The 22,261-nt window shown below is 48.4% G+C and carries 17 protein-coding genes; 4 read left to right on the top strand and 13 right to left on the bottom strand.

The genetic code is table 11. The features are described 5' to 3' along the window. The first annotated feature begins 15 nt into the window (after window positions 1-15). Entirely contained in the window at window positions 16-1,404 is a 1,389-nt protein-coding gene (locus G451_RS27050) for an HD domain-containing phosphohydrolase (RefSeq protein ID WP_051261040.1), read from the top strand. Between the two features lie 87 nt (window positions 1,405-1,491). Here the strand turns inward: G451_RS27050 and G451_RS27045 are convergent, their stop codons facing one another. The 9 genes from G451_RS27045 to G451_RS0102275 form a co-directional block, all read right to left on the bottom strand. Continuing rightward, window positions 1,492-1,959 carry a chemotaxis protein CheW gene (locus G451_RS27045; protein WP_051261039.1) on the bottom strand — a complete coding sequence of 156 codons (468 nt, stop codon included), beginning with the start codon at window positions 1,957-1,959 and terminating at the stop codon, window positions 1,492-1,494. Continuing rightward, entirely contained in the window at window positions 1,937-4,099 is a 2,163-nt protein-coding gene (locus tag G451_RS27040; protein ID WP_051261038.1) for a chemotaxis protein CheA, read from the bottom strand. Before G451_RS27040 ends, G451_RS27045 begins: the two co-directional genes overlap by 23 nt. Further along, the gene (locus G451_RS0102310) at window positions 4,096-4,434 is read right to left on the bottom strand and encodes an STAS domain-containing protein (protein WP_084448315.1); all 339 of its coding nucleotides are present in this window, start codon (window positions 4,432-4,434) and stop codon (window positions 4,096-4,098) included. The genes G451_RS27040 and G451_RS0102310 overlap by 4 nt, the downstream gene beginning before the upstream one ends. A 78-nt stretch (window positions 4,435-4,512) precedes the next feature. Then, window positions 4,513-6,690 (bottom strand): methyl-accepting chemotaxis protein, encoded by a 2,178-nt coding sequence (locus G451_RS27035; protein ID WP_051261037.1) that lies wholly within the window; start codon window positions 6,688-6,690, stop codon window positions 4,513-4,515. A gap of 351 nt (window positions 6,691-7,041) precedes the next feature. Next, a complete protein-coding gene (locus G451_RS0102300) occupies window positions 7,042-7,593 on the bottom strand; it encodes a hypothetical protein (RefSeq protein ID WP_027183007.1) in 552 nt (183 codons plus the stop codon). 253 nt (window positions 7,594-7,846) lie between these two features. Continuing rightward, window positions 7,847-9,061, bottom strand: a complete 1,215-nt coding sequence (gene serB, locus G451_RS0102290; RefSeq protein ID WP_027183005.1) for a phosphoserine phosphatase SerB — start codon at window positions 9,059-9,061, stop codon at window positions 7,847-7,849. A 287-nt stretch (window positions 9,062-9,348) separates the two neighbouring features. Further along, a complete protein-coding gene (locus G451_RS0102285; protein ID WP_027183004.1) occupies window positions 9,349-11,220 on the bottom strand; it encodes a hypothetical protein in 1,872 nt (623 codons plus the stop codon). A gap of 24 nt (window positions 11,221-11,244) precedes the next feature. Then, the gene (locus tag G451_RS0102280) at window positions 11,245-12,168 is read right to left on the bottom strand and encodes a PP-loop family protein (RefSeq protein WP_027183003.1); all 924 of its coding nucleotides are present in this window, start codon (window positions 12,166-12,168) and stop codon (window positions 11,245-11,247) included. Window positions 12,169-12,269: 101 nt separating this feature from the next. Beyond that, the gene (locus G451_RS0102275) at window positions 12,270-12,467 is read right to left on the bottom strand and encodes a ubiquitin family protein (RefSeq protein ID WP_027183002.1); all 198 of its coding nucleotides are present in this window, start codon (window positions 12,465-12,467) and stop codon (window positions 12,270-12,272) included. A gap of 152 nt (window positions 12,468-12,619) precedes the next feature. Between G451_RS0102275 and G451_RS0102270 the strand changes: the two genes are divergently transcribed. The 3 genes from G451_RS0102270 to trpS all read left to right on the top strand — a co-directional run bounded on the left by G451_RS0102270 (window position 12,620) and on the right by trpS (window position 14,851). Beyond that, on the top strand, window positions 12,620-12,994 hold the full coding sequence (locus tag G451_RS0102270; RefSeq protein WP_027183001.1) for a response regulator: 375 nt from the start codon (window positions 12,620-12,622) through the stop codon (window positions 12,992-12,994). A gap of 146 nt (window positions 12,995-13,140) precedes the next feature. Further along, window positions 13,141-13,800 (top strand): site-2 protease family protein, encoded by a 660-nt coding sequence (locus G451_RS0102265; protein WP_027183000.1) that lies wholly within the window; start codon window positions 13,141-13,143, stop codon window positions 13,798-13,800. Window positions 13,801-13,861: 61 nt separating this feature from the next. Next, a complete protein-coding gene (gene trpS, locus G451_RS0102260) occupies window positions 13,862-14,851 on the top strand; it encodes a tryptophan--tRNA ligase (RefSeq protein WP_027182999.1) in 990 nt (329 codons plus the stop codon). 242 nt (window positions 14,852-15,093) lie between these two features. Here trpS and G451_RS0102255 read toward each other — a convergent pair whose 3' ends face one another. The 4 genes from G451_RS0102255 to fusA all read right to left on the bottom strand — a co-directional run bounded on the left by G451_RS0102255 (window position 15,094) and on the right by fusA (window position 22,083). Then, window positions 15,094-16,548, bottom strand: coding sequence for a TrkH family potassium uptake protein (locus G451_RS0102255; protein WP_027182998.1), 1,455 nt, complete (start codon window positions 16,546-16,548; stop codon window positions 15,094-15,096). Between the two features lie 2 nt (window positions 16,549-16,550). After that, on the bottom strand, window positions 16,551-17,912 hold the full coding sequence (gene trkA, locus G451_RS0102250) for a Trk system potassium transporter TrkA (RefSeq protein WP_027182997.1): 1,362 nt from the start codon (window positions 17,910-17,912) through the stop codon (window positions 16,551-16,553). 394 nt (window positions 17,913-18,306) lie between these two features. Next, window positions 18,307-19,734, bottom strand: coding sequence for a sigma-54-dependent transcriptional regulator (locus tag G451_RS0102245; protein WP_027182996.1), 1,428 nt, complete (start codon window positions 19,732-19,734; stop codon window positions 18,307-18,309). 279 nt (window positions 19,735-20,013) lie between these two features. Then, window positions 20,014-22,083 carry an elongation factor G gene (gene fusA, locus G451_RS0102240; RefSeq protein ID WP_027182995.1) on the bottom strand — a complete coding sequence of 690 codons (2,070 nt, stop codon included), beginning with the start codon at window positions 22,081-22,083 and terminating at the stop codon, window positions 20,014-20,016. Window positions 22,084-22,261 lie beyond the last annotated feature (178 nt).

The following is a 22,261-nucleotide window of genomic DNA, read 5'->3' as shown; positions in this document are numbered from 1 at the left end:
AGAACTTCTCTCGCCATGTACGCAGAATTATTTCAAAATGCCCCCATCGGCATGTACCGAAAGTCTCTTGATGGACATTTTCTGGCGGTCAACAACGCTATGGCCTCCATGTTCGGGTACGACTCTCCAGAGGCTTTTGTTCAGGCTATGCATACCACGCCGGATCATTATTATCTGGACGAGGATGAACGTGCGGATATCATGGAACGCCTCAAAGAAACACATCAAATCGAAAACATCGAAACCCAAGCGATCTGCAGCGATAACAATATTATCTGGATTCGGGAAACAATTCAGCTCATTCAAACGGATGAAGCTGCAGAGCCCATTATTATCGGATACGTTGAAGACACGTCGTTTACCAAAAGCACAGAATGGGCTTTGGCCGAAGTACAGGAAAAATATCGCGATATTGTCGATAACTCCGTCGAAGGAATTTTCCAGGCTACACTTGATCATCGTATCATAATGGCCAATATTTCCATGGCCCAAATGCTCGGCTATGAAAACCCGGAAGTCATGCTTGCCCAAAGTTGCAACATGCAAACCGACATTTTCTACGATCCAACCGATAAACTTCGCCTCGACATCGCACTTGAAAAAAACACTATCGTCACAAACTTTGAGGCGAGAGTCCGTCGGCAGGATGGGTCAATCATTTGGGCGTCGGTCAATGCCAGAGCTATCCGTGATGGTTCGGGAAAAGTGATTCTTCATGAAGGCTCTATGTTCGATATTACGGACAAGAAGCTTACCGAGGACAAAGTCCACCAAAGTCTGGAAAATTTTCGCACCCTTTTGCTCGACACCGCCCGCTCCCTGGCAAAGACCGTCGAAATTCGAGATATGTATACGTCTGGGCATCAGGAAAATGTGGCCGAACTTGCTGGGGCCATTGCCTGTATGATGGGATATAACGACGATGCCATTGAAGGAATTCGCCTCGCTGGCCTGCTTCACGATATCGGGAAAACGAGTATCCCTGCAGAATTTTTATGCAAACAAGGTTCGCTGGATGTGTTCGAAATGGGATTGATACGGGAACACCCGGTCACGGGGTATGAAATCCTTCAAAATATCCCCTTTCCGTGGCCCATTGCATCCATGATATTGCAGCATCATGAACGACTCGACGGATCAGGCTACCCCAAAGGACTCCAGGCGGACGATATTTTGCCGGAAGCCCGCATTCTCGCCGTTGCCGATGTGATCGAAGCTATGAGCTCTCATCGGCCGTACCGACCGTCACTCGGACTTGTGAATGCACTCCACGAAATAGAGACCAATGCCGGACGATTGTACGATGCGGACGCGGTAAGAGCCGCGCTCAAAATCTTTGAAGGAGTTGATGAATCAACGTCTTTCGAGGATGTACTGAAACTCTTGCCGAAAAGCTTCGAATAAGCACCTCTCGACGTCACAGCTTATTAATTGCCCCCAATATCCCAAGAGATACCCCCCTCTCACGCCTGCGACGGCGCTAAGACTTCTTCAAAGAAAAGCATCAAATTCTTCCAAAGCAAGTAAGCACCCCGTATTGAGTAAAACAACGTATCGCCCATTGAGGTCAAATCCGCCGTCTATATACGACTCCTCAACCCCGAGTCCAAACTTGGGTGTTTCATCCATGCTGAAAGATTGTTTTTTCTCGACAGAGTGAATGGCGTCGACACGTAAGCCAAAAAGAGCACTCTCTCCTTCTTGCTCTGCCTCAACAATGATAATGCTTGTATCCCGAGTAACTTGAACATCAGCAAAGCCAAACTTTCGTCGCAAGTCGACAACCGGAACAATCTTCCCTCTCAAATTCAGCACACCAATAAGAAAAGGGGGTGTTTCCGGCACGCGTGTCACGTGGCGTGCTGCAACAATTTCACGAACCCGCGGCAAGCGTATGGAAAATGCATCGTTCCCCAAAGAGAAGACAAGAAATTCTTTATTCGACGTAAGCATTGGCATCCCGCTCTCTTGCAAATGTGGCGTTTGTCGTTTTTCGCATGGCCACTTCAATCAGTCGTGGAACATCGATAATGAGTTGGACCCGACCATCACCACTGATGCTTGCCCCTGAGACACTTCTCACATTCCGAAAGACAACTCCCAAGTTTTTGACAACAGTCTGAAACTGTCCAAGAACCTCATCGACGACAACGCCAACACGCTTTCCATCAGATGAAACGATAACCATTTTAGCAGGGCTTCGGCATTCTCCCTCAAGTCCCACGACAGAGCGTAAACACAAATAAGGAATATACGTATCGCGATGCAAGAGAAGTTGTCTGTCTCCTGCTGCTGCATCCGGAACAACGAGGAGATCCACACATTCTTCAACCATTTGCAACGGAATAATATAGTGTTCTCCAGCGCATAGGACCTGGAGACCATCCATAATAGCCATCGTCAACGGGAGTTTAATCGTAAATGTTGTCCCTTTGCCGAGCGAAGACGTGATGGACAGGGTTCCTTGTAAGCTATCGATGCTTTTTTGGACGACATCCATACCAACCCCACGCCCCGAGACGTTGCTCACGGATTTGGCAGTAGAAAAACCTGGCCGCATAATGAGATGGTACAAATAGTCGTCATCATATTCATTATCTGCGCTTATTAAACCCTGCGTAATAGCCTTTTCCCGTACCTTCTGCGTATCGATCCCAGCCCCGTCATCGGTCACGCTTATGAGGACTTCTCCTCCAGCATGTTCAGCTCGAATCTCGATACGGCCTGTTGCCGGTTTCTTGACCTGGGCACGGGCTTCCGCGCTTTCTATGCCATGATCCATGCAGTTCCGTAAAAGATGCAACATGGGATCAATGAGTTTATCAACGACATTCTTATCCAGCTCCGTATCTTCGCCGACCGTGATCAGCTCGACGTCTTTATTCAGCTCTTGCGAGAGGTCGCGCACAAGTCGCCGAAAACGGCCGAAAACCGAGCCGATGGGCATCATGCGCATTTGCAGAGTATAAAATCGCAAATCATCGGAAAGACGGACGAGTTCTTCGGATATACTTCCGATAAGCACGTCGCGACGACCACGCTTTTTCGATACCTGAGTCAAACGTGATTGGAGGATAACCAGTTCCCCAACGAGATCCACGAGTTTGTCCAGTCGATCCTCAGCAACGCGAATACTGGCTTTACCGCATTTTGCTTTGGTTGCAGCATGTGTCTCTTTATCCTGCGGTTGCTCGGCCAAAGCAGCTTGAACATGCTGGCTGTCGCAACCACCAAATTCGAGTAACGAGTCTCCAACCACCTTGCTTGGCTGAAGTGCCTCGGTCAAATTTTGTGGGGAAACATGTCCCTTTTCAACAAGAATCTCACCAAGCCGCTTATGCGGTGTTTCTTCGGCCTCCGAATCAAGCTCCACACGTTCAATACGAAGCGATGCATCGTCCTCGACGAATAAAAACACATCACGCACCACGCTTTCATCGCATTGTGTCGCAAGAACAATTTCCCACCAGAAATAACACACCTCCGGCTCATATTCTTCACTAAGAAGGGGAATTTCGTCGTGATGCGCGAAGATGCATGCCGCTCCAATATCCCGTAATTCATCGAATAATATGGCTGGGTCCATACCCAAACGAAGAATATCTTGTTTTGGAATAAATTGAATTTGATAAACAACGGGGGCATACGTTGCCGATCCTTCGGCATATGATTCCGACACACCGTTGTGTGGCGCATTGGATTGAGAAGATGTTTTATCACATAATCGCCCAATGCGCTCTACAACTGAACGTTTTTGCTCTTTTTCCTGGTCGGTAAGATCACGTTCAGGGTCAAGCATAATCGCGATAATATCCCGACCAACCAATGCCGTGCTAAGCAGTTCGTTACTCACCACCAAGTCACCTTGGCGCGCCTTGTCAAAGACGGTTTCGAGGTCATGAGCAAACGCAGAGACCTCATCGAAACCAAACATGGCTCCAGAGCCTTTGATGGTGTGCAACGATCTAAAAACTTGATTCAACAGATCGATATTGTCAGGCTCATTTTCCAACTCAAGCAACACGGCTTCGAGTTCGCTCAAATGCTCATGACATTCATCAAGAAACGTCTGGGTGAATTCCGATGAAGACAAACTCATACAGCTGCCTCGCCAGGCTGAAAGAGCCCGAGGGAAGGGCTGAAGAACCCGATTCTCTCGGCATATGCCTCAACACTTGAACAACCACTCCCAACAAGCTGCAATGTACGATTTTGCGCAACGAGAGATTTTTCCAGCGCGCACAACATTTGAAAAAATGATGAATCAACGCGAGTCAATCCGGCGATGTCGAGAACAACATCACCGGTTTCTTTCAAGCATGATAAAAATGCCTGCTTGATCTCTTCAGACTGCTGAATCGTAGCGACGCCTGAAAGCGCAAGCTGCATCCCCTTCCCTGTCTTTATGACAGTGAATATAACGGAGTCCGGCATCAGCGCCTCTCTTCGTGGCAATACATAAAGGAGACAATACGTTTTCTCAGTGTGAAAACAACCGTAACAGCCACTCTTTTAGTATTTTTCAAAATCATCATCGTTGCTGTCATCCGTTTCGAAGTCAGTCATTTGAAGACTGATGCCTTGCGTGGTCTTGTGCTGAGCAGATTCCAAAGACGGTTTCTGACGAACAGGCCGCCGTCGAGCTTGACCAGACGGAATAGCATGACGAGTAGACAAAATTTCGATTTTGAAAAAGTCCACAGCTTCACGGAGCAGATCGGCTTGTCCAGATAATTCTTCAGATGTTGAAGACATTTCCTCCGCCGAAGAGGCATTACTTTGAATCACCTGGTCAAGTTGTTGAATCGCCTTGTTAATTTGCTGGGCACCAGAGCGCTGTTCACGGCATGCCGCGGAGATTTCCTGAATGAGTTCCGCGTTTTTCTGGATGTCTGGAACGAGATTTTTGAGCATTTCTCCGGCTTCTTCAGAAACCGTAAGTGATGACGTGGACAATTCGGTGATTTCGGCGGCAGCTTCCTGACTTTGTTCAGCCAGCTTGCGAACTTCTGAAGCGACAACGGCGAATCCACGACCATGTTCTCCTGCACGAGCCGCTTCGATTGCCGCGTTCAGAGCAAGCAAATTAGTCTGCCTGGCGATTTCTTCAATAACGGATATTTTCTCTGCAATATCACGCATGGCCACGACGGCCTTTTGCACCGCTTCACCACTTTGTGCAGCATCCACCGCCGATTTTCCGGCAATACGTTCTGTCTGCTGAGCATTGTCGGCGGTTTGTTCGATGTTCGAGGTCATTTCTTCCATCGACGAAGATACTTGCTCAACGCTGGCAGCCTGTTCTGTCGCTCCTTGAGACAACGATTCAGCCGTCGCCGACAATTCTTCACTTCCCCCGGCCACATTTTCCGCTCCAGACTGTACTTTGGACACAACATCCTGAATGGCAGCCACCATATTGCTCAGCGAGCGCATGAGAATATCATTTTCCGATCGCTCTTTCACAACGACCCGCAAGTTCCCACGGGCAAGTTCGCCGGCTAAGGCAGTAATTTCCTTTTCGGCCCTGACCATTTCTTTCATGGCGCCATATACACCGCCAGCATTCCGCGTCTCGTCAAAGGAAATATTGAGATCCCCTTGGGATACTTTTCCGGCGATAAGAGCCAAGTCTTTGGGTTCGCCACCCAAGCTTTTCATAATAGACCGCGTAATGAGAATGGAAATAAGAATGGCAAGAAGCATTCCGACACCCGATGCAATACCAAGCCACATTTTACTGGAGATCATCGCGGCATTGTACGCACCAGTCGCTTTTTCATTTTCTTTTGAAAGCAATTCTACAATTTGATCAAGAGGAGCAACCGTTTCATCATGTGCAACGGCCATTTTTTGCGACTGAGACTGAATTTGTTCATCAATAGCCAACGCCTCATGCGCCTCATCGACAAGAGATTTCCGATAGGCTTCGAGCGCGGACATAGTTTCATGTATCGCCAATTCTACTTCAGCATAATTTTTTGACGAGGCAACGCCACTCGCTTCCATTTCTGGAAGCAGCTTGGAATAAATCAACTCAAAAGCCTGCGTTCCCGACTGGGTAAAACGGTTTGCGAGCTGCTTTTCTTCATTTGTGTCCGCAATACTTTGAAAGGCAAGGCCTCCGTCTTTGAATTTATCCCGCGCTTTCATGAGTTCGGCACGGGCAGCGGTAAAATCTCGTCGATAGGCGACATCGGACAAGATGGAAAACAACCCTTCTACCGACATGGCAATGTCAAAGATCTGCATTGTATTTCGAACATGTTGCGATGAAACACTGCGAGATTTCAGCAACGGCAATATCTCGTTCTGAAAACGTGTCGCCATAGCCAGATATCGCTCACCGAACTGTTTGGACAACGCAACTTCTTCTTCCGTATCAACCAATGATGCCACCAAGGCGGAATCTCTGCGTATATTCTCTTTTAATTCCTCGAACTCCTGTTCAGTCTGATCAATCTTGTTTCTGAACATGGCGTTGGCAATGAACGCGCCAAACTCATCAACCCTCATGTCGACTTCAGTAATACGCAAAGCGTCGTCTGATCGTTTCATCTGCTCCGTATGAAGGGTATCCATCGTATCCAAAGAATAAAATTGATAGACCCCGAGACCAAGAAAAATAACAACAACGGTCAAAAAGCCTCCCATCAACTTGGTACCGGTCTTGACGTTTGCGAGCGACACGATTTACCTCCATCGCGTTGAAACAACCACTATACTATCCTCTGCCTTTGACGGTATTCAAACGATAGCAGGAAGGACCTTGACTATCGTTTCCTCTTATGCCCAAAAAACTTATTATTTGTCGAATACAAAATTTTCTTATTTTTCATTAGATTTTCATGGAGAAAACAAAAGCACTGCAGGGCACTAACCTTTTTCACAAGAAGACGTAATGACAATACAATGACAAATGCATGCTATTATTTAACAAAAAGAATGATTACCATTTTTATGATGTAATTAAAAAAGCGCCTCTGAAACGTATGGTGTTTCAGAGGCGCTTTTTTTACAAAAAGTCAGTTACTACATTGACTAATGCGTCAATACCCGCTCAAAACGATTTTCTTTCAGTTCTATGAGGTATCGAGCAAAATCATGCGCAGTAGTAAATATTTTATCCGAACCAATACATTGTACGGCCTCGGGGACAGATCCTTGAAAGGCAGAATCTTCATGTATCCACCAGCAACCTGCCGGAATATGAGACTGACAACAACTGGAGACAAAACCTTCTTCTGCTTTGCCCCACCGTGTTCCTTTCGTTTTCGGAAGGTTGGAACACAAATGGCTGGCTAACCGATCGATATCTGCTTCAGTGATAGCATTTTTTTTCCGCCAATGTTCAATACGGCGAACCTCTACGGCAAGTTTGCGAATTTCCGAATACAGGGAATCCAGCATATCCATGTCATATGAGAAGGTTCGCCGCCGGCCACAGGAGTCGGCAACATGAAAGTACCGGTCGCGAGCAATGTCCTTTCCGCCTGTCGAAGCAGGATGATATCCCGTAGGCAGCAGTTCCGCTACGAGACGGCACAACCCGGCCGGCACAGAATGATTTTCCTCAGTCACTTCATTTTGCATGATGCTTCACCTCTCAAGCCGAAAAAATCCGATCAGGCCAAGGCCTGTTCGGAGGGTGCGGCTTCATGGTTGGAATGATCTTTTGAACGTACAACGGCAAAAAGCGCGTCGAGCGACGCCGTTCAAAGGAAGCGCGGGTTATTTACGCATTCAACACGTCATTGTAAAGTATTTTTATGTTACAATTGTATTTTTTCTTCTTCGCAACAGAGATGCACATGCAAAACAACAAGATTATTCCTGAAAAAACAGGCTATTCCACGATGTCACGTTCACGTACACCCACAAGATACAGAATGCTGTCCAGCCCCAACGTCGAGATAGACTGACGTGCCCCTTTCTTGACGACGGGTTTGGCGTGAAATGCAATACCAAGTCCGGCAAGGTTGAGCATAGGAAGATCGTTGGCACCATCGCCGACAGCAATGACCTGCTGTAAGCTTATATTTTCTTTCATGGCAATCTCTTTCAAAAATTCGGCTTTCCTCGTCGCGTCGACAATCTCTCCAACAACTTCCCCTGTCACCACGCCATCCTCGATAGCAAGACGATTTGCGTACAGGTAGTCAATGCCGAGACGCTTTTTCAACAACTCACCGAAATAGGTAAACCCACCGGAAATAATAGCAATTTTATAACCAAATCGTTTAAGATTCACGATAAGACGCTCGGCCCCTTCCGTCATGGGCAACCGGTCGGCAACAACTTGGAGACGGGACTCGTCGAGCCCCTTGAGTAAACGTAAGCGCCGACGCAAGCTTTGTTTAAAGTCGATTTCTCCACGCATGGCCGACTCGGTAATGGCCTTAACCTGGTCTCCCACACCGGCTTCAACAGCTAACTCGTCGATAACTTCTGTTTGAATCAGTGTAGAATCCATATCAAACGCAACAAGACGCCGGTTTCGACGAAAGACGCTATCTTCCTGAAAGGCAATATCCACTTGCAAATCACCCGATAAACGCAAGAAAGCGCCGCGCAACCCATTAATATCATGGGGCTGACCACGTACGGAAAATTCGACACATGCCAATCGCCTGGACTCGGCTCCCCCGAGAGGGGGCCTTCCAGTCAAACGCGTGATGACATCAATATTCAAATTATGCTCGGCCAGAAGCTGAGAGATGGCAGCAACCTGCTTCGCCGTCACTTGACGCCCTAACAACGTGACAATATGACGCGGTTTGCCTTCTGCCTCGACCCAAGCACTATAGTCGTTCTCATCAACGGGAGTAAATCTGATATCAACTCCAAGCTTATGAGCCGTAAACAGCAATTCCTTGATGACAGGAGCGGATTCAGCCGTAGGCGGTATGGAAATGAGCATTCCCAGCGAAAGACTTTCATGAATAACGGACTGGCCAATATCGAGAATAGCAATATCATACGAGGCCATTGCCGCGCACAAATTGGCCGTCAAACCAGGCCTGTCGGGCCCGTACACTTGAATAAGAATAAGTTCGCGCATAAGCATATCCGGCTTTTGTAACAGCGTTGACACAGACCCGGGACAGCCGCGTCGCGGGTGCGCTGTCTCCAATACGCATACACGACACGGTTGGCAAGGTTCTACCAACCTTGTCATCGGGCCTTACAGTGCTTATTCTTTTTATGAAAGGGAAATACGGTGGAGGCCGGGATACCCTAGCCATTCCGCCCGTCTGTTGACTAGGCGAAAGAAGGCTTATACGTCCGGCCCCCCACCGATCCAGAAAAGAATGCATCGGAAATACGCTTCCGACGCATTCTTATTTTTTATTTCGATGCACCCAATGGATAGGGATCATTGTATACTGCAACGTCTTTATATCGGCCCATCATAGAACGTGGACCATCAGGACCGAAAGGCCGTCCATGTCCAAGAAACCATGGTCCAGTCGCGCTTACATGGACGGGACCGATATGATGGGCAACTTCGAGACCATCGACCATAATTCCCATGCCCTCGTCTCCCCAATAGACAACGATGGTATGCCACGCTTTTGAGTCAGCAAAAAGCCCTTTCGGATAGCGCCATCGTGCTTCAAGAATACCGCCTGGACGACGTATGGCAAACGCCAACGCGTTCTGAACCGGATTGAGAACAAGACGAAAGGCACCGTGTACGCCTGTGTCAAACCCCATAGAATCCAAGAGATATCCAGCGAGCACCGGTCGCCCCATCGGTCCGTGGTGATCGGGATTTGGCAAAGAATACGTTCGGGCAATCCCGGCGGCCGGACTGAATGCGAACGCAATACTTCCCTGCTTCCCGGGAATAACATCTCCAGGCAAGGCAAGATATGCCGATAAGTTTCCTAAAGCGACACCAGATTGCCCTGTTCGAGCAAGCCAGGCTGTCACTGTATTTCCGGGATAGACGTTTTGACGACCGGGCATACGGTAATCAGGCAAAACAGGGTGGGCATCATCAAGCGGGGCACGCCAAATGGGCAACACCCACTCAGGAACAGAAGGCTTTTTTTGAGGTGAAGAAACGGTGGGTTCGAGAGTATTGGCTTGAGGACTGCTTTCCATTTCCTGCGAACCCGACATATCGTCCTGCGTTGTCATGGTCTGGTCTACGGTCTCAGGTTCCATCACACTGCTTCCTGATTCCATCCCCATTCCTTTTTGCTCTTGGCTTTGCTCTTCGCCAGAGCCAACAGCCTGTGACATGGATGAATCGGGAGAAAGAGATAGCGTCGATGCTGCGCCCGCACCCTGGCCAGTTTCCTGCCCCATCCCTTCATTGCCCATACCAGCCATACTTTCATCATGTCCCGACTCTCCCCCCTCGGGCCAATTCGATGCAGTCTGGCTTGCACTCTCTGTCGCCGTCATGGGGCTCTCTTGCATGTGCCCCATCATCCCAGGCTCAGCGGAGGGAGTTGAAGATAATGGAGGAGGCGGTGTCACGGTTTGTATAACGCTATCGGCCGGCGTTGGAGTCGCTTCACTCTTGCTAGGCTCTGCGGCTGTTGTCGGCTTTGTCTCCGTTGCCGTCTGGGCATCAGGACTCGGGGTTGCCGTTGTCTGCTGAACATCCGTCGTGGTCGTATTGGTCTTCCCAAGCATCAACCCAATGACAATCAACACTGCCGCAACGGCGCCGAGCAGAATGAACATGCGCCGAGAACTTCCGGGAACAGCATTTTGCGTTTCTTCCGTTGTTTCCAGTTTAATATCTTCCGCTGTATTCATTGAGGGAGACGTCTTCTCTTCAGGTCCACCATGATCGTCCTGTACCTCGTCGATCACGGCTTCATCGTGTGATGCTGAAGGCGTATCGGTAACGCCATCTCCTCCAGTCGGGGTATTTGTCTCCTCGGGCAGAGTCTCCGATGCGGGCTGATTCGCTTCGGGGACATCCTCAGGAGCTGATTCGGCGCTCTGTTTTTCTTCGTGTTGTGCCACATCGGACTCAGGACTATCTGGAGCAGAAACGTCTGGTGTTTCTGACTTCGCGTTGCCGGATTGCGTATTTTCTTCCGATGTTGTCGTTTCTGAATTGACATCGTTTTTCGTGGCGGTCTCCTGCTTTTTTTCAGGTCCGCCACCGGTTTCTTCGTCAACCGACATGCCTGCACGCCACTGCACAGAACAAAACCAGCCCGAAAACAACACCTGGCTGCCTCTTTTCATCATGACTCTTCCTCCTGGAACGTCGAATCATGTGTTGTCGGCCGTGTTTACAGACTGCGCAACCTGCGCTCGAATGCGGCAGACTCCACATTGTTCAAACGTTGTTGGAAAACCACACTCCGCACACGCAACAAGCTTTTCTCCGTTATGATCAGCGTGCTTTTCAAAAGCGGGTCTCCCCTGTTTCAGAAACAGTTCATAGAACGATAATTTCGACCCTGGACTCGTATTCTCAAGCTCCGACCACATTTTTTTATGCCCGGTAAACGACGCTCCCGGACTATAGGGACATGGATGCTTGCCGTGCTCGATACCATTGAGAAAACAATAGGCTGCGGTTTCGAATTCAGAATTTCTATACAACGGTTTAATTTTTCGCACGAATTTGCCTTCCGCCGGTAAGACCGGGCCTTGATCGCTCAAGTACGCCGTATCCCAACGGAGTGTGTTAGCAAAAAGACGACTGACTTCATCATCCAGGTTATGTCCAGTTGCTAATGCGTCAAAGCCCTCTTCATACGCAATTCTGTTAAAATAATGCCGTTTAATTTTACCGCATACGGAACAAATAGGCCGTTTGACCGTGGCTTTCACTGCAGGAATTGGTAATCCGGCCGAAGCTGTTTCAAACACCATGAACGGAAAACCATGTTTTTGGCAAAATGATTCTACAAATGTTCTCGCCTGTCTCGACGACTCCCCAATGCCAAGATCAATATGCAGTCCGGTGACATTATATTCCAACCGAGACAACACATGCATCAGGGCAAGAGAATCTTTACCACCGGAGAGTGCGACAAGCACACGATCTCCCGGAGCGATCATTTTCTTTTTCTCCACGGCCCTGGCGACTTGGCGCTCAAAAAACGTGAGAAAACAATCAGGACAAAATCCGGTATGATGGCTGGGTAAACACACGGCGGCGACTTCACCGCAACGACGACATTTCATGCTTCAAACTGCCTTTTGTTACTTCGGACCGCCACGGCGGTCACTTCTCTCCTGTAAAACGTCAACAAACCGTAACGCCACAGGCCCTGCAGACCTGATACTTAACCTCGAGACATGACTGGGCGGATGCGGATCGTGTCGCCATCGCGAAATTTTCTGTCTGGGGTCAAAAGTTCCCCTTCGCGAATAACAAGCGCATCGTTTCGCTTGAACCCAAGTTTCCCTAGAAGTTGCAATACTGTATTCAACCTTGGGAAAGTCAAGACGTTTTCATCGGGCTCAATAATGACTGTAATCACACGCAACTCCTTGATTCGGATTTCACTCGCTGGTACATCGCTTCGGTAGTCCTTTGAAAACGTGTTGACCGAAGCGTTTTTTTTAAGCATATAATGATGTCAGATTTGGTTTCAAAGCACGCCCCAACCTCACGGGTAAGGAGATACAGCTTATGAGCGGTAAGAAAGTTCTAGTCGTAGACGACGAAAAACATATTCGCATGCTCTATCAAGAAGAGCTTGAGGGTGAAGGTTATGAGGTTGTCACCTCTGACGGAGAGGAAGATATCCTCAACCTGCTTCAACGCGAAAATCCAGATGTCGTCGTATTGGACATCAAGCTTGGTCCAAACCGCTCCGGCCTGGATCTTTTGCAGGAAATCCGCGGAAAAGACCAGGTTTTGCCGGTCATCCTGAGTACAGCCTACGATAGCTTTCAACATGACCTCAAGTCTATTGCGGCCGACTACTATGTCGTCAAGTCCGTGGACTTGGGAGAACTCAAGTCGAAAGTCAGTCTCGCGTTGCAAAAGAAAAAAGCGTCTTAACAGAGACGTTCTTCTTTTCTCGACGTTACTAGTGCCCGGAATTTTTACGACGGGGCGGGTTTGAAATTACGATTTCAACCCGCCCATTTTGTACGTGTTCCGTCTTTTTTCTTGCCCCCTTCACCAGGACATGCTACCCGCCGCCCATGTCAAATATCGCTCATACAATTCAGCTCATCACCTTGATGGCTGTTCCGATGCTTTTGGCTGTTGTATGTCATGAAGTCGCCCACGGATATGTTGCCTACCTTTTAGGCGACCCAACCGCTAAAAATGCCGGACGACTGACCCTCAACCCTATTAAACACCTTGATTTTCTGGGGACACTGACTTTTATCGTCACCCAAATGATCGGGTGGGCCAAACCCGTTCCCGTTGACTCTCGATATTTCAAAGATCAGCGAAAAGGGGTTATTCTTGTCTCGTTAGCCGGGCCGATGACAAATTTATTTTTGGCCTTTCTTTTTACAATCCTGTCCAGACTTATACCACATTTTATCACCATCATTCCGCCAGAGTGGCAGCAGACGATCTTCGTCCCGGTATTTGAGATGGCGAAGTTAGGCATTCAGATCAATTTGATTCTGTGCCTCTTCAACCTCATTCCCATTCCTCCGCTCGATGGCAGCCAGATTCTTGCAGCCTTACTTCCGCCCCATGCTGCATACCAATTTATGCAATTCGGCCGCTATGGCTTTCTTATTATCCTTGCGCTTGCCATCTTCGGGCTTCTCGGACGAATCCTGTTACCTGGCGTCCAATTCCTGTATATGACGATGCTTGCCGCCACTTCCTGGATATCCTAATCCACGCCTGATCTGAAAGCCGACTGATGTCGGCCCATCTCAAACTTTAGCGAGGTTCGAAATGCCCAAACCAAACAATCGCATTGTCTCGGGAATGCGTCCCACTGGCCCTCTTCATCTCGGTCACTATTTTGGCGTTCTGGCCAACTGGGTCAAGCTGCAACAGGAGTATGACTGCTTCTTCTTCGTAGCCGATTGGCATGCCCTCACAACCGAATATGCCGAGCCGAAAAAAATCAAAGGTTTTATTCCCGATCTCGTCAAAGATTGGATCACCGCCGGAATGGATCCCGAACGCTGTGTCATGTTCCAGCAGTCTCAAATCAAGGAACATGCGGAACTCCATCTTTTGCTTTCCATGGTTACTCCAGTAGGATGGCTTGAACGCAATCCAACGTATAAAGATCAGCTCGAACAGCTTGCTGCCAAAGACCTGAATACCTACGGTTTTCTTGGGTATCCTGTTCTTATGGCAACCGATATTCTGATGTATCTCCCTAAAGCGGTTCCGGTCGGCCATGATCAGCTTCCGCACCTTGAGCTGACACGTGAAATCGCTCGGCGTTTCAACCATTTGAATGGGGATTATTTTCCCGAACCCGAAGCCCTGCTTACCCCCCAATCCAAGCTTCCCGGACTTGATGGGCGCAAAATGAGCAAAAGCTACGGCAACTCCATTGCTCTGTCCGAGTCTATCCCGAGTCTCAAGAAAAAAATCATGAGCATGCTCACCTGCACCAAGCGAGCTCGACTTCAGGATCCAGGTGATCCCGACGATTGCAACTTGTTTCCGTACCACGAGCTCTTCACCGACAAATCTCACTTCCCGGAAATTATCGAAGGCTGCAAAAACGCCACATGGGGATGTGGAGACTGTAAAAAGCTGCTTTTTACCGGCCTGTCTGCGTTTATGGAGCCTTTCCTTGAACGCCGCTCGGCCTTAGAAAAAGATAAGAACCTTGTGTGGGATATTCTGTCCGACGGGAATGCCAAAGCAAGAATATGTGCTGAACGCACAATGGAAAAAATTCGGAAAAAATTGAATTTTTAGAGTTCATACCGCTTCCGGCGGTACTGAGCAGAAGGGAGAGAACGAGATATTCTTTTGAAAAAAAATATCTCGTTCTCTCCCTTCTGCTTTTGTGATATATTATCTCCTTCTCCCATAGGCCACGCATACTGTCCTCGTGACACAAATCGAGAGAAAGGGAAAAAAATGGGAGAGACAGTCCAAGAAGAAAAACGAGGAATTCCTCCCCTACGTTCCCCCCAGTCCGTTAGAGGCATCTCCAACTATTTTTTATAAAACCCAGGAACAAACAAAATAATAACGGTATAAATTTCAAGACGGCCAAGGAGCATGCAAAGCATAAGCCCCCATTTCGCCAAACCAGGGATCCCTGCATAGTTTTCAGTCGGACCGACGTTGCCGATACCAGGACCAATATTTCCTATACACGCAAGCACCGAAGCGAAGGAGGTCACAACGTCAACCCCTGTGCCGGCGACAAGGAAGCTGGTGACAAACAACAAACCAAGCCAAAGGACAGTAAATCCCCACACGCCGTGCATAACTTCGGCAGGAACGACTTTCCCCCCAAACTTGACGCGAACGACCGCGCGAGGGTGAATCACACGAACAAGTTCTTGCGAACAATGCTTCAGGAGAAGCATGATACGCATGATCTTCATGCCTCCACCTGTCGAACCGGCACATCCACCGAGGAACATACAAAAAAGCAGTAAGCACTGCGTAATGGGGGGCCAAAGTTCATAATCAGCCGTTGCATAGCCGGTGGTTGTCAAAATCGATGCGACTTGAAACGCGCCGAATCGAGCGGAACTGTTGACCGAGTCATAATTGACACCATATACCGCGACAATGATGATCAATGTGACAATGCCAAAAAGCAAAAGAAACGAACGGCATTCCGGATCTTTCCATAAGGCCATAGGGCGGCCTTTGATCATCTGATAGTGCAATGCAAAGTTGATCCCTGCAACGAGCATGAAGAAAGTGATAACCCAATCAATATAGGAACTATCAAATGCTGCCACGGAAGCGTTTTTTGTGGAAAATCCTCCCGTTGCCATCGTCCCGAAGGTATGACACAGGGCATCGAATACATCCATTCCTCCGAACATAAGCAAAATGGTCTCTATAATGGAAAAAAGAATATACACCTTCCATAAGACCATCGCCGTATCTTTAATCCGAGGTTTGAGCTTGTCAGGAATAGGGCCAGGAACTTCAGCTTTGTAGAGCTGCATTCCTCCGACCCCAAGAAACGGAAGAATGGCAATCGAGAGAACAATAATTCCCATACCACCAAGAAAATGCGTCAGGCTCCGCCAAAAAAGAATTCCCCTGGGAACGGCTTCAATATCAGTCAGAACCGATGCCCCGGTCGTCGAAAAACCGGAGATTGATTCAAACAGACAATCGGTCACATTGGGAAAAATATCGCCAAAAAAGAACGGAAGCGCTCCGACGACCGTTGCTGCAGTCCAGCCCAGAGTGGTGATTGCCATGCCTTCACGGTGATTAAGCTGGGCAACTTTCTCGCCACGAGGAAAAAACACCAGAAACAGCAGGCCTCCGGCAAAAAGGCTTGTTACAGTCGACATGAGCAGCGGAGTCAGGCCGGCATCGTTATAATAGACGGAAAAGCCGAGAGCCGGCAGCATGCACAGCCCTATCGCCGCAATCAACACGCCAATGACATGAAAAACATATTTCCATCGCACGGCTAGCTCTCCGCTTGACCGGCGAGAAATTGCTCAACACGCGGTATATTTTTTTGCGTGGACAAAATGATGAGATGGTCTTTGGGTTTGATAACGGTTTCCCCCATGGGAATAATGACGGACTCTCCCCGAATAATACATACAAGCAAGGCCACTTTATTCAAACTCAAATCTTTGAGCGGACGGCCAACGAGAACAGACGAAGACAACGCTTCGGCTTCAAGGACTTCGGCCTCATCATTCTTGATTGATACGGCTGAAATCACTTTGCCTTTTCGAATATTATGTAAAATGGAATTAATAGCAGACAGACGGGGGCTGACGATGTGATTAACACCTATTGCCTTGACCAGTGGCATATACGCAAACTTGTTGATCCGCGTAATTGTTTTGGCAGCTCCAAGACGTTTGGCGAGCAGACAGGACAAAATATTCGTCTCTTCGTCGCCGGTCAAAGCAACAACAAGATCCATATCCGCTATATTTTCCTCTTGAAGCAGCTCATGGTCTGTTCCATCCCCCAAAAGGACAATAGCTTTGTCCAGTTCACTCGACAGGAAATCGCCACGCCGTGGTTCCATATCGATTATTTTTGTATTGATGGAACGACTATCGAGAGCTTTGGCCAAGAGATACCCAATCTTACCGCCGCCAATGATCAACACATTGCGAATGGACTGTCCTCGAGCACCGAACAACTTGAGCGATTCCAACAAGTCTCCGGCCTGACAGACGAGATAAATAAGATCTCCAGATCGAAGTCGATCACTTCCTTTGGGGATAATAAGACGATCATCGCGAATAATGGCCGCAATTATAATATGCAAACCATCCAAGTGCTCACGCAGGTGCATGAGCTTCATGCCATCAAATTCCGATCCTTCAGGGAGCGGAACTCCGATCATTTTTACCCGACCATCGGCAAAATCTTTGACCTCAACGGCGCCAGGGGCTTCGATGATACGAAGAATAGAGTTCACGACCTCAACATCAGGATTGATGACCATGGAAATATTGAGCAGATCTTTTGCCAGCGCCCCTTTGAAATCCGTATATTCGTCATTTCGAATACGAACGATCTTCCGTGTTTGCGGGGAGAGTTCGTTGGCAAAAAAACAGGCGATAAGATTGATTTCGTCGCTGTTGGTTACGGCAAGAAGGACTTCCGCTCCTGTAATGCCCGCGTCTTTTAGTACTCGTGGACTTGATCCAGACCCTTTTATTGTCTGAACATCTAGATTCTCGGAGACGCGTTTGAGCGCTACGCCACTCAAATCAATTACAACAACGTCTTTGTTTTCGCGCGAAAAGCGTTCAGCGAGATGAAAGCCAACTTCACCTGCGCCGACAATGACGATACGCAAATCACTACTCTCCTTGCCGAAATGAGTTTGCGCAGGACGCATCCCTGTGCGCCTGATTTCATAGAATTTTCCCCATCCGTCTTCTGTTCACAGGGGATACGCTAGGGTTAGCATAACTTCAAGGCATAAGGGAAATTTGAATATTCCAGAAGAGAAAATTGATTGGGGGCCCGAAGGCCCCCTGCGCAGGAGTTGAAGGAGAGGTCTGAACAACAACTATTCATTGCCGTCTCTTGCTTCTCTATTTAGCAATTACCGGGCCAACACCTCTCTCCTCAAAAAAGCCAGCGTTTTCAAGACAAATCCCAAAAGCTCTTTCACTATTGCGATGATGTTTTACTGAAAAAATGGAATAAATTACGAAAAAAAAGGAATTATTACGAAAAAAAAGCACTCACCGAGTGAGACGTGTGCCAATCTGATATTTTCGAATTAAATCATATAAGCGAGACACGGATAATCCTGACATTAGCGAGGCATCCTTCACTTGCCCCTGACAAAGCAACATTAATTCTTGAACATATCGTTTTTCTGCCCCTTCCAATACCTCTCGACGAAACGATTTCCATGGCGGCATGGATCGATTGCCCCCAAGTGGCAAGTCAACGCCTGCAGCCAAAACATCGGAAACGTCGGCCCGAGTATTTACGGTTGCACGTAAGACTTGAATACGAATTTCATCGGGAAGGTGCTTGGGGTATAAGACCGGCTGATCTCGGTGTTGGAGCAACACACGTTCAAGCGTGTTGAATAACTCACGAATATTTCCAGGCCAGGTCAACTCTCGCAACGTCTGAAAAAACTCTTCAGAAAACCCTTTTGTCGGAATACGATATCGGTCACATAACCGATTCATATGGGCTACAGTCAGCGGTTTGATATCTTCCTTGCGGTCACGCAGGGCAGGCAAATGGATAACCATGGTTTGTAACCGGTACAACAAATCACTTCGAAAGGTATCGTTCCCCGCCATTTCTCCAAGGTCTCGGTTTGTGGCCGCCACCATGCGGAAATCGCTTTCCCGCTCGGTTTTTGAGCCTACAGGCCGGTAACGGCGCTCCTGCAAGACACGTAAAAACGCCTTTTGCAGCGAGGTGGGCAATTCGCCAATCTCATCGAGAAACAGCGTCCCACCGTCGGCCATACCGACCAATCCTTCGCGATCGCGATCTGCCCCGGTAAAAGCGCCTTTTTTATGACCGAAAAGAACACTCTCCACGAGAGTTTCTGGCAAAGCAGCACAGTCTACCACCACAAAATTTTCGCCAGCGCGGGCACTATTGGCGTGAATTGCACGAGCAAACAACTCTTTGCCCGTCCCGGTTTCTCCTGTGATGAGTACACTGGCATCGGAATCGGCAGCCTGTGCGACAAGGTCCAGACTGGCCTCGATTCGCGGGCTGTTGCCGATGATACCTTCACGTTTGAGTGCAACTTTTGGTTTTTTGGCTATCTTATGGCTTCGATATTCCAAAGCCCGCACCAAGGGTAATTCCAGAGTCTTCCAGGTGACAGGCTTCTGGATATAGTCCCATGCACCATTTTTTATGGCAAGCTCCGGCCCTTGAGGATCATTTTCCCCCGTTACAATAATGACTTCAGGGGTCGATGGTGCGCGTTTAATATCAGGAATAAGGGTCAGTCCCTTTCCATCGGGAAGATGGATATCAAGAAACACCACATCGAATTCTCCTTCACAAAGGAGTTCTCGGGCCTTATGCAACGTCCTTGCCTTACCGACTTCATGCCCGGCTTTGCGAAGAAAAATACCAAGAGTCTCGCTCAATATACGGTCGTCATCAACCAAAAGCACCGTGGCCATGCATTGCCTCATCTGCACGTATAGGAAACTATCTCACACAGCTTCTTTACACGAAAATCCTGGAGCACTCCATTGTTCTTCGTGAAACCAGATTTTACCATGAGGAAAACAGCGTGTTACATCGTAAAAGCGAGGACAACACGATGTGATCAAAAAAGAAATATCTGCGAAACATTCCTGTTACAACGATCATTATATAGACAAGGTGTATCATAATAGAAAAGGGAGCTCCCTGCAATGCAGGAAGCTCCCGTGATTGAAACACAAAGAAGAAGCAGATTACTCAGCGGGCTTGCTGTCGGCCACGACTTTTTCGGCCACAATGGGAGGGCACTCTTCGTAATGGTCGAAATCAAGAGAAAACATACCCAAGCCCCCTGTCATGGAGCTGAGTGTTTTCGCATATTCCTGAATTTCGCTCATGGGAACATGTGCCTGCACTTCCGTGACCCCGGCTGTCGAATCCGAGCCAAGCACTTTTCCACGCCGCGAAGACAGGTCACCAATGACATCTCCCATGAATTCATCCGGTATCGAAACCGTGATCAACGCAATGGGTTCAAGCAACACTTGCTTCAATTTTTCGCAGGCAGCCTTGTACGCCAACGACCCGGCAACTTTAAAGGCCATTTCAGACGAATCAACCGTATGGAACGATCCATCATACAGAGTCACTTTGAAGTCTACCAACGGATATCCGGCCATAGGTCCTTTCCGAGACGCTTCCTGGACCCCTTTATCGACTGCCGGGATAAACTGTTTAGGTATAGCACCGCCAACAATGGCGTCATGGAATTCGTAACCGGAGCCACGAGTCAAAGACTCCACGCGAATCCAACAATCGCCGAACTGGCCACGTCCACCTGTTTGTTTTTTGTGGCGCCCTTGCACCTCGACTTTCCCCTTGACGGTTTCTCGGTAGGGAATTTTCGGTGCTTTAAGCACAATATCCACTTTAAAACGACGCTTGGCCTTTTCAACGGCAATTTCGATATGCGATTGTCCCATACCCGAAAGCAAGATATCACCTGTTTCTTCGTCACGCGTCAGGCGCAAGGTCACATCTTCTTCCAAAAGCTTCTGAATGGCCGAGTAGACTTTGTCTTCCTCGCCCTTTTCCTTGGGAGCCAGGGCATATGTAATCATCGGATTATTCAAGGACGGCAACATAACTTTGAACGGTGCTTTTTCATCGCACAATGTATCGCCTGTGGACGTATTCTTGAGTTTGGCGATAGCGACAATAGCACCGGGGCCAACCGATTCTTTGAGCGGGACGGTCTCTTTACCCAAGGGCAACAACAATTGTCCCAAACGCTCTTTCTCGTCTTTTCCAGGATTGAACAGCGTCATGTCGGACGAAACGGTCCCTGTCAGCACACGCATCATGGACAACTGACCGGCAAAGGGATCAAAGAGCGTTTTAAAAATAATCCCCACTGGCGGTTCATCGACGGAAACCGCTCGAAAGTCGCCATCGACAGATTCAATTTCCTTTTCACCTGTGGCGCTGTCCAATGGAGACGGGAAATATGTTTGAATGGCTGTCAACAAACGCGAGCCTCCCATTCCTTTGAGCGCTGCGCCAGCGCAGACAGGATAGAGCTCGGAGCAGACAACAGCTTGTCTGGTCGCCGCTTGAAGATCTTCCACGGGCAAGCTGCCTTCTTCAAAATACCGTTCCATGAGTTCTTCGTCGCAGACAGCGATTTCTTCAACCATGGTTTCGCGCAGCGCTTCAATGGCTTCGCTCATGTCTTCGGGCGGCTCTCCAACGGTGACACCACCGTTTTCATCAAAGAAATATGCTTTGTTTTCGAGAATGTTGACAACACCCTTAAAATCTTCTTTGCTGCCAATCGGCAAATTTTGAAGATACGGCTTCACTCCAAGTTGTTCCCGAATACCGTTCAAAGCCATGTCGAAATCGGCACGATCGCGGTCCATTTTGTTGATAAAAAAAATCGTTGGCAAACGCAGTTTCTCAACTTCACGCCACAATTTTTTCGTCAGCGGTTTGACCCCATCCACGGCATCCACAACGAACACAACCCCGTCAACCGCCTGAAGCATATATGCCAGATCGCCGTTAAACGATCCGTCCCCAGGCACATCCACAAGAAAATGCTGATTTTTGTTCCAGGAAAACGCGGCAAACCCAGGCTGAACGCTCCCCCTGCGTTTCACCTCTTCGGGCTCAAAATCCAGAGTCGTCGTACCTTCTTCAATCTTCCCCAATCGATTGATGGTTTCGGTATTGAAGAGCAGCATTTCGGCCACTGATGTTTTTCCGCACCCGCCGTGACCGACGAGTGCATACGTTCTCTGTGTTTGAAGTTTACTGAGCATTCACATCTCCCTTAGCTTGGCGTTAGATCCCCTTGAGACCGCTGACAAAGACCGAATGAAGCTCCGGTCGTATTACCTCGCAGAAAGTGAAAAACTCTCATCTTGGAATTCATCAATTTTAGGGATATAGAGAGTGAGTTTGTAAATTGTCAAGTTGCAGCCACCCAAACATAGCAAG

Origin of the sequence: Desulfovibrio inopinatus DSM 10711, assembly GCF_000429305.1 — a bacterium.
Lineage (GTDB): Bacteria > Desulfobacterota > Desulfovibrionia > Desulfovibrionales > Desulfovibrionaceae > Alteridesulfovibrio > Alteridesulfovibrio inopinatus.
Note: the sequence above shows the minus strand (reverse complement) of the source record. Positions and strands in the feature narration are given on the sequence as shown.

Bases quoted from the DNA above. Each gene is read 5' to 3' on its own strand.
- fusA (WP_027182995.1), bottom strand. From the start codon at position 22,083: ATGCTCAGTAAACTTCAAACACAGAGAACGTATGCACTCGTCGGTCAC.
- G451_RS0102280 (WP_027183003.1), bottom strand. From the start codon at position 12,168: ATGAAATGTCGTCGTTGCGGTGAAGTCGCCGCCGTGTGTTTACCCAGC.
- G451_RS0102270 (WP_027183001.1), top strand. From the start codon at position 12,620: ATGAGCGGTAAGAAAGTTCTAGTCGTAGACGACGAAAAACATATTCGC.
- G451_RS0102285 (WP_027183004.1), bottom strand. From the start codon at position 11,220: ATGATGAAAAGAGGCAGCCAGGTGTTGTTTTCGGGCTGGTTTTGTTCT.
- G451_RS0102245 (WP_027182996.1), bottom strand. From the start codon at position 19,734: ATGGCCACGGTGCTTTTGGTTGATGACGACCGTATATTGAGCGAGACT.
- G451_RS0102310 (WP_084448315.1), bottom strand. From the start codon at position 4,434: ATGCCGGACTCCGTTATATTCACTGTCATAAAGACAGGGAAGGGGATG.
- G451_RS27050 (WP_051261040.1), top strand. From the start codon at position 16: ATGTACGCAGAATTATTTCAAAATGCCCCCATCGGCATGTACCGAAAG.
- trpS (WP_027182999.1), top strand. From the start codon at position 13,862: ATGCCCAAACCAAACAATCGCATTGTCTCGGGAATGCGTCCCACTGGC.
- serB (WP_027183005.1), bottom strand. From the start codon at position 9,061: ATGCGCGAACTTATTCTTATTCAAGTGTACGGGCCCGACAGGCCTGGT.
- G451_RS0102300 (WP_027183007.1), bottom strand. From the start codon at position 7,593: ATGCAAAATGAAGTGACTGAGGAAAATCATTCTGTGCCGGCCGGGTTG.
- G451_RS27040 (WP_051261038.1), bottom strand. From the start codon at position 4,099: ATGAGTTTGTCTTCATCGGAATTCACCCAGACGTTTCTTGATGAATGT.
- G451_RS27045 (WP_051261039.1), bottom strand. From the start codon at position 1,959: ATGCCAATGCTTACGTCGAATAAAGAATTTCTTGTCTTCTCTTTGGGG.
- G451_RS0102265 (WP_027183000.1), top strand. From the start codon at position 13,141: ATGTCAAATATCGCTCATACAATTCAGCTCATCACCTTGATGGCTGTT.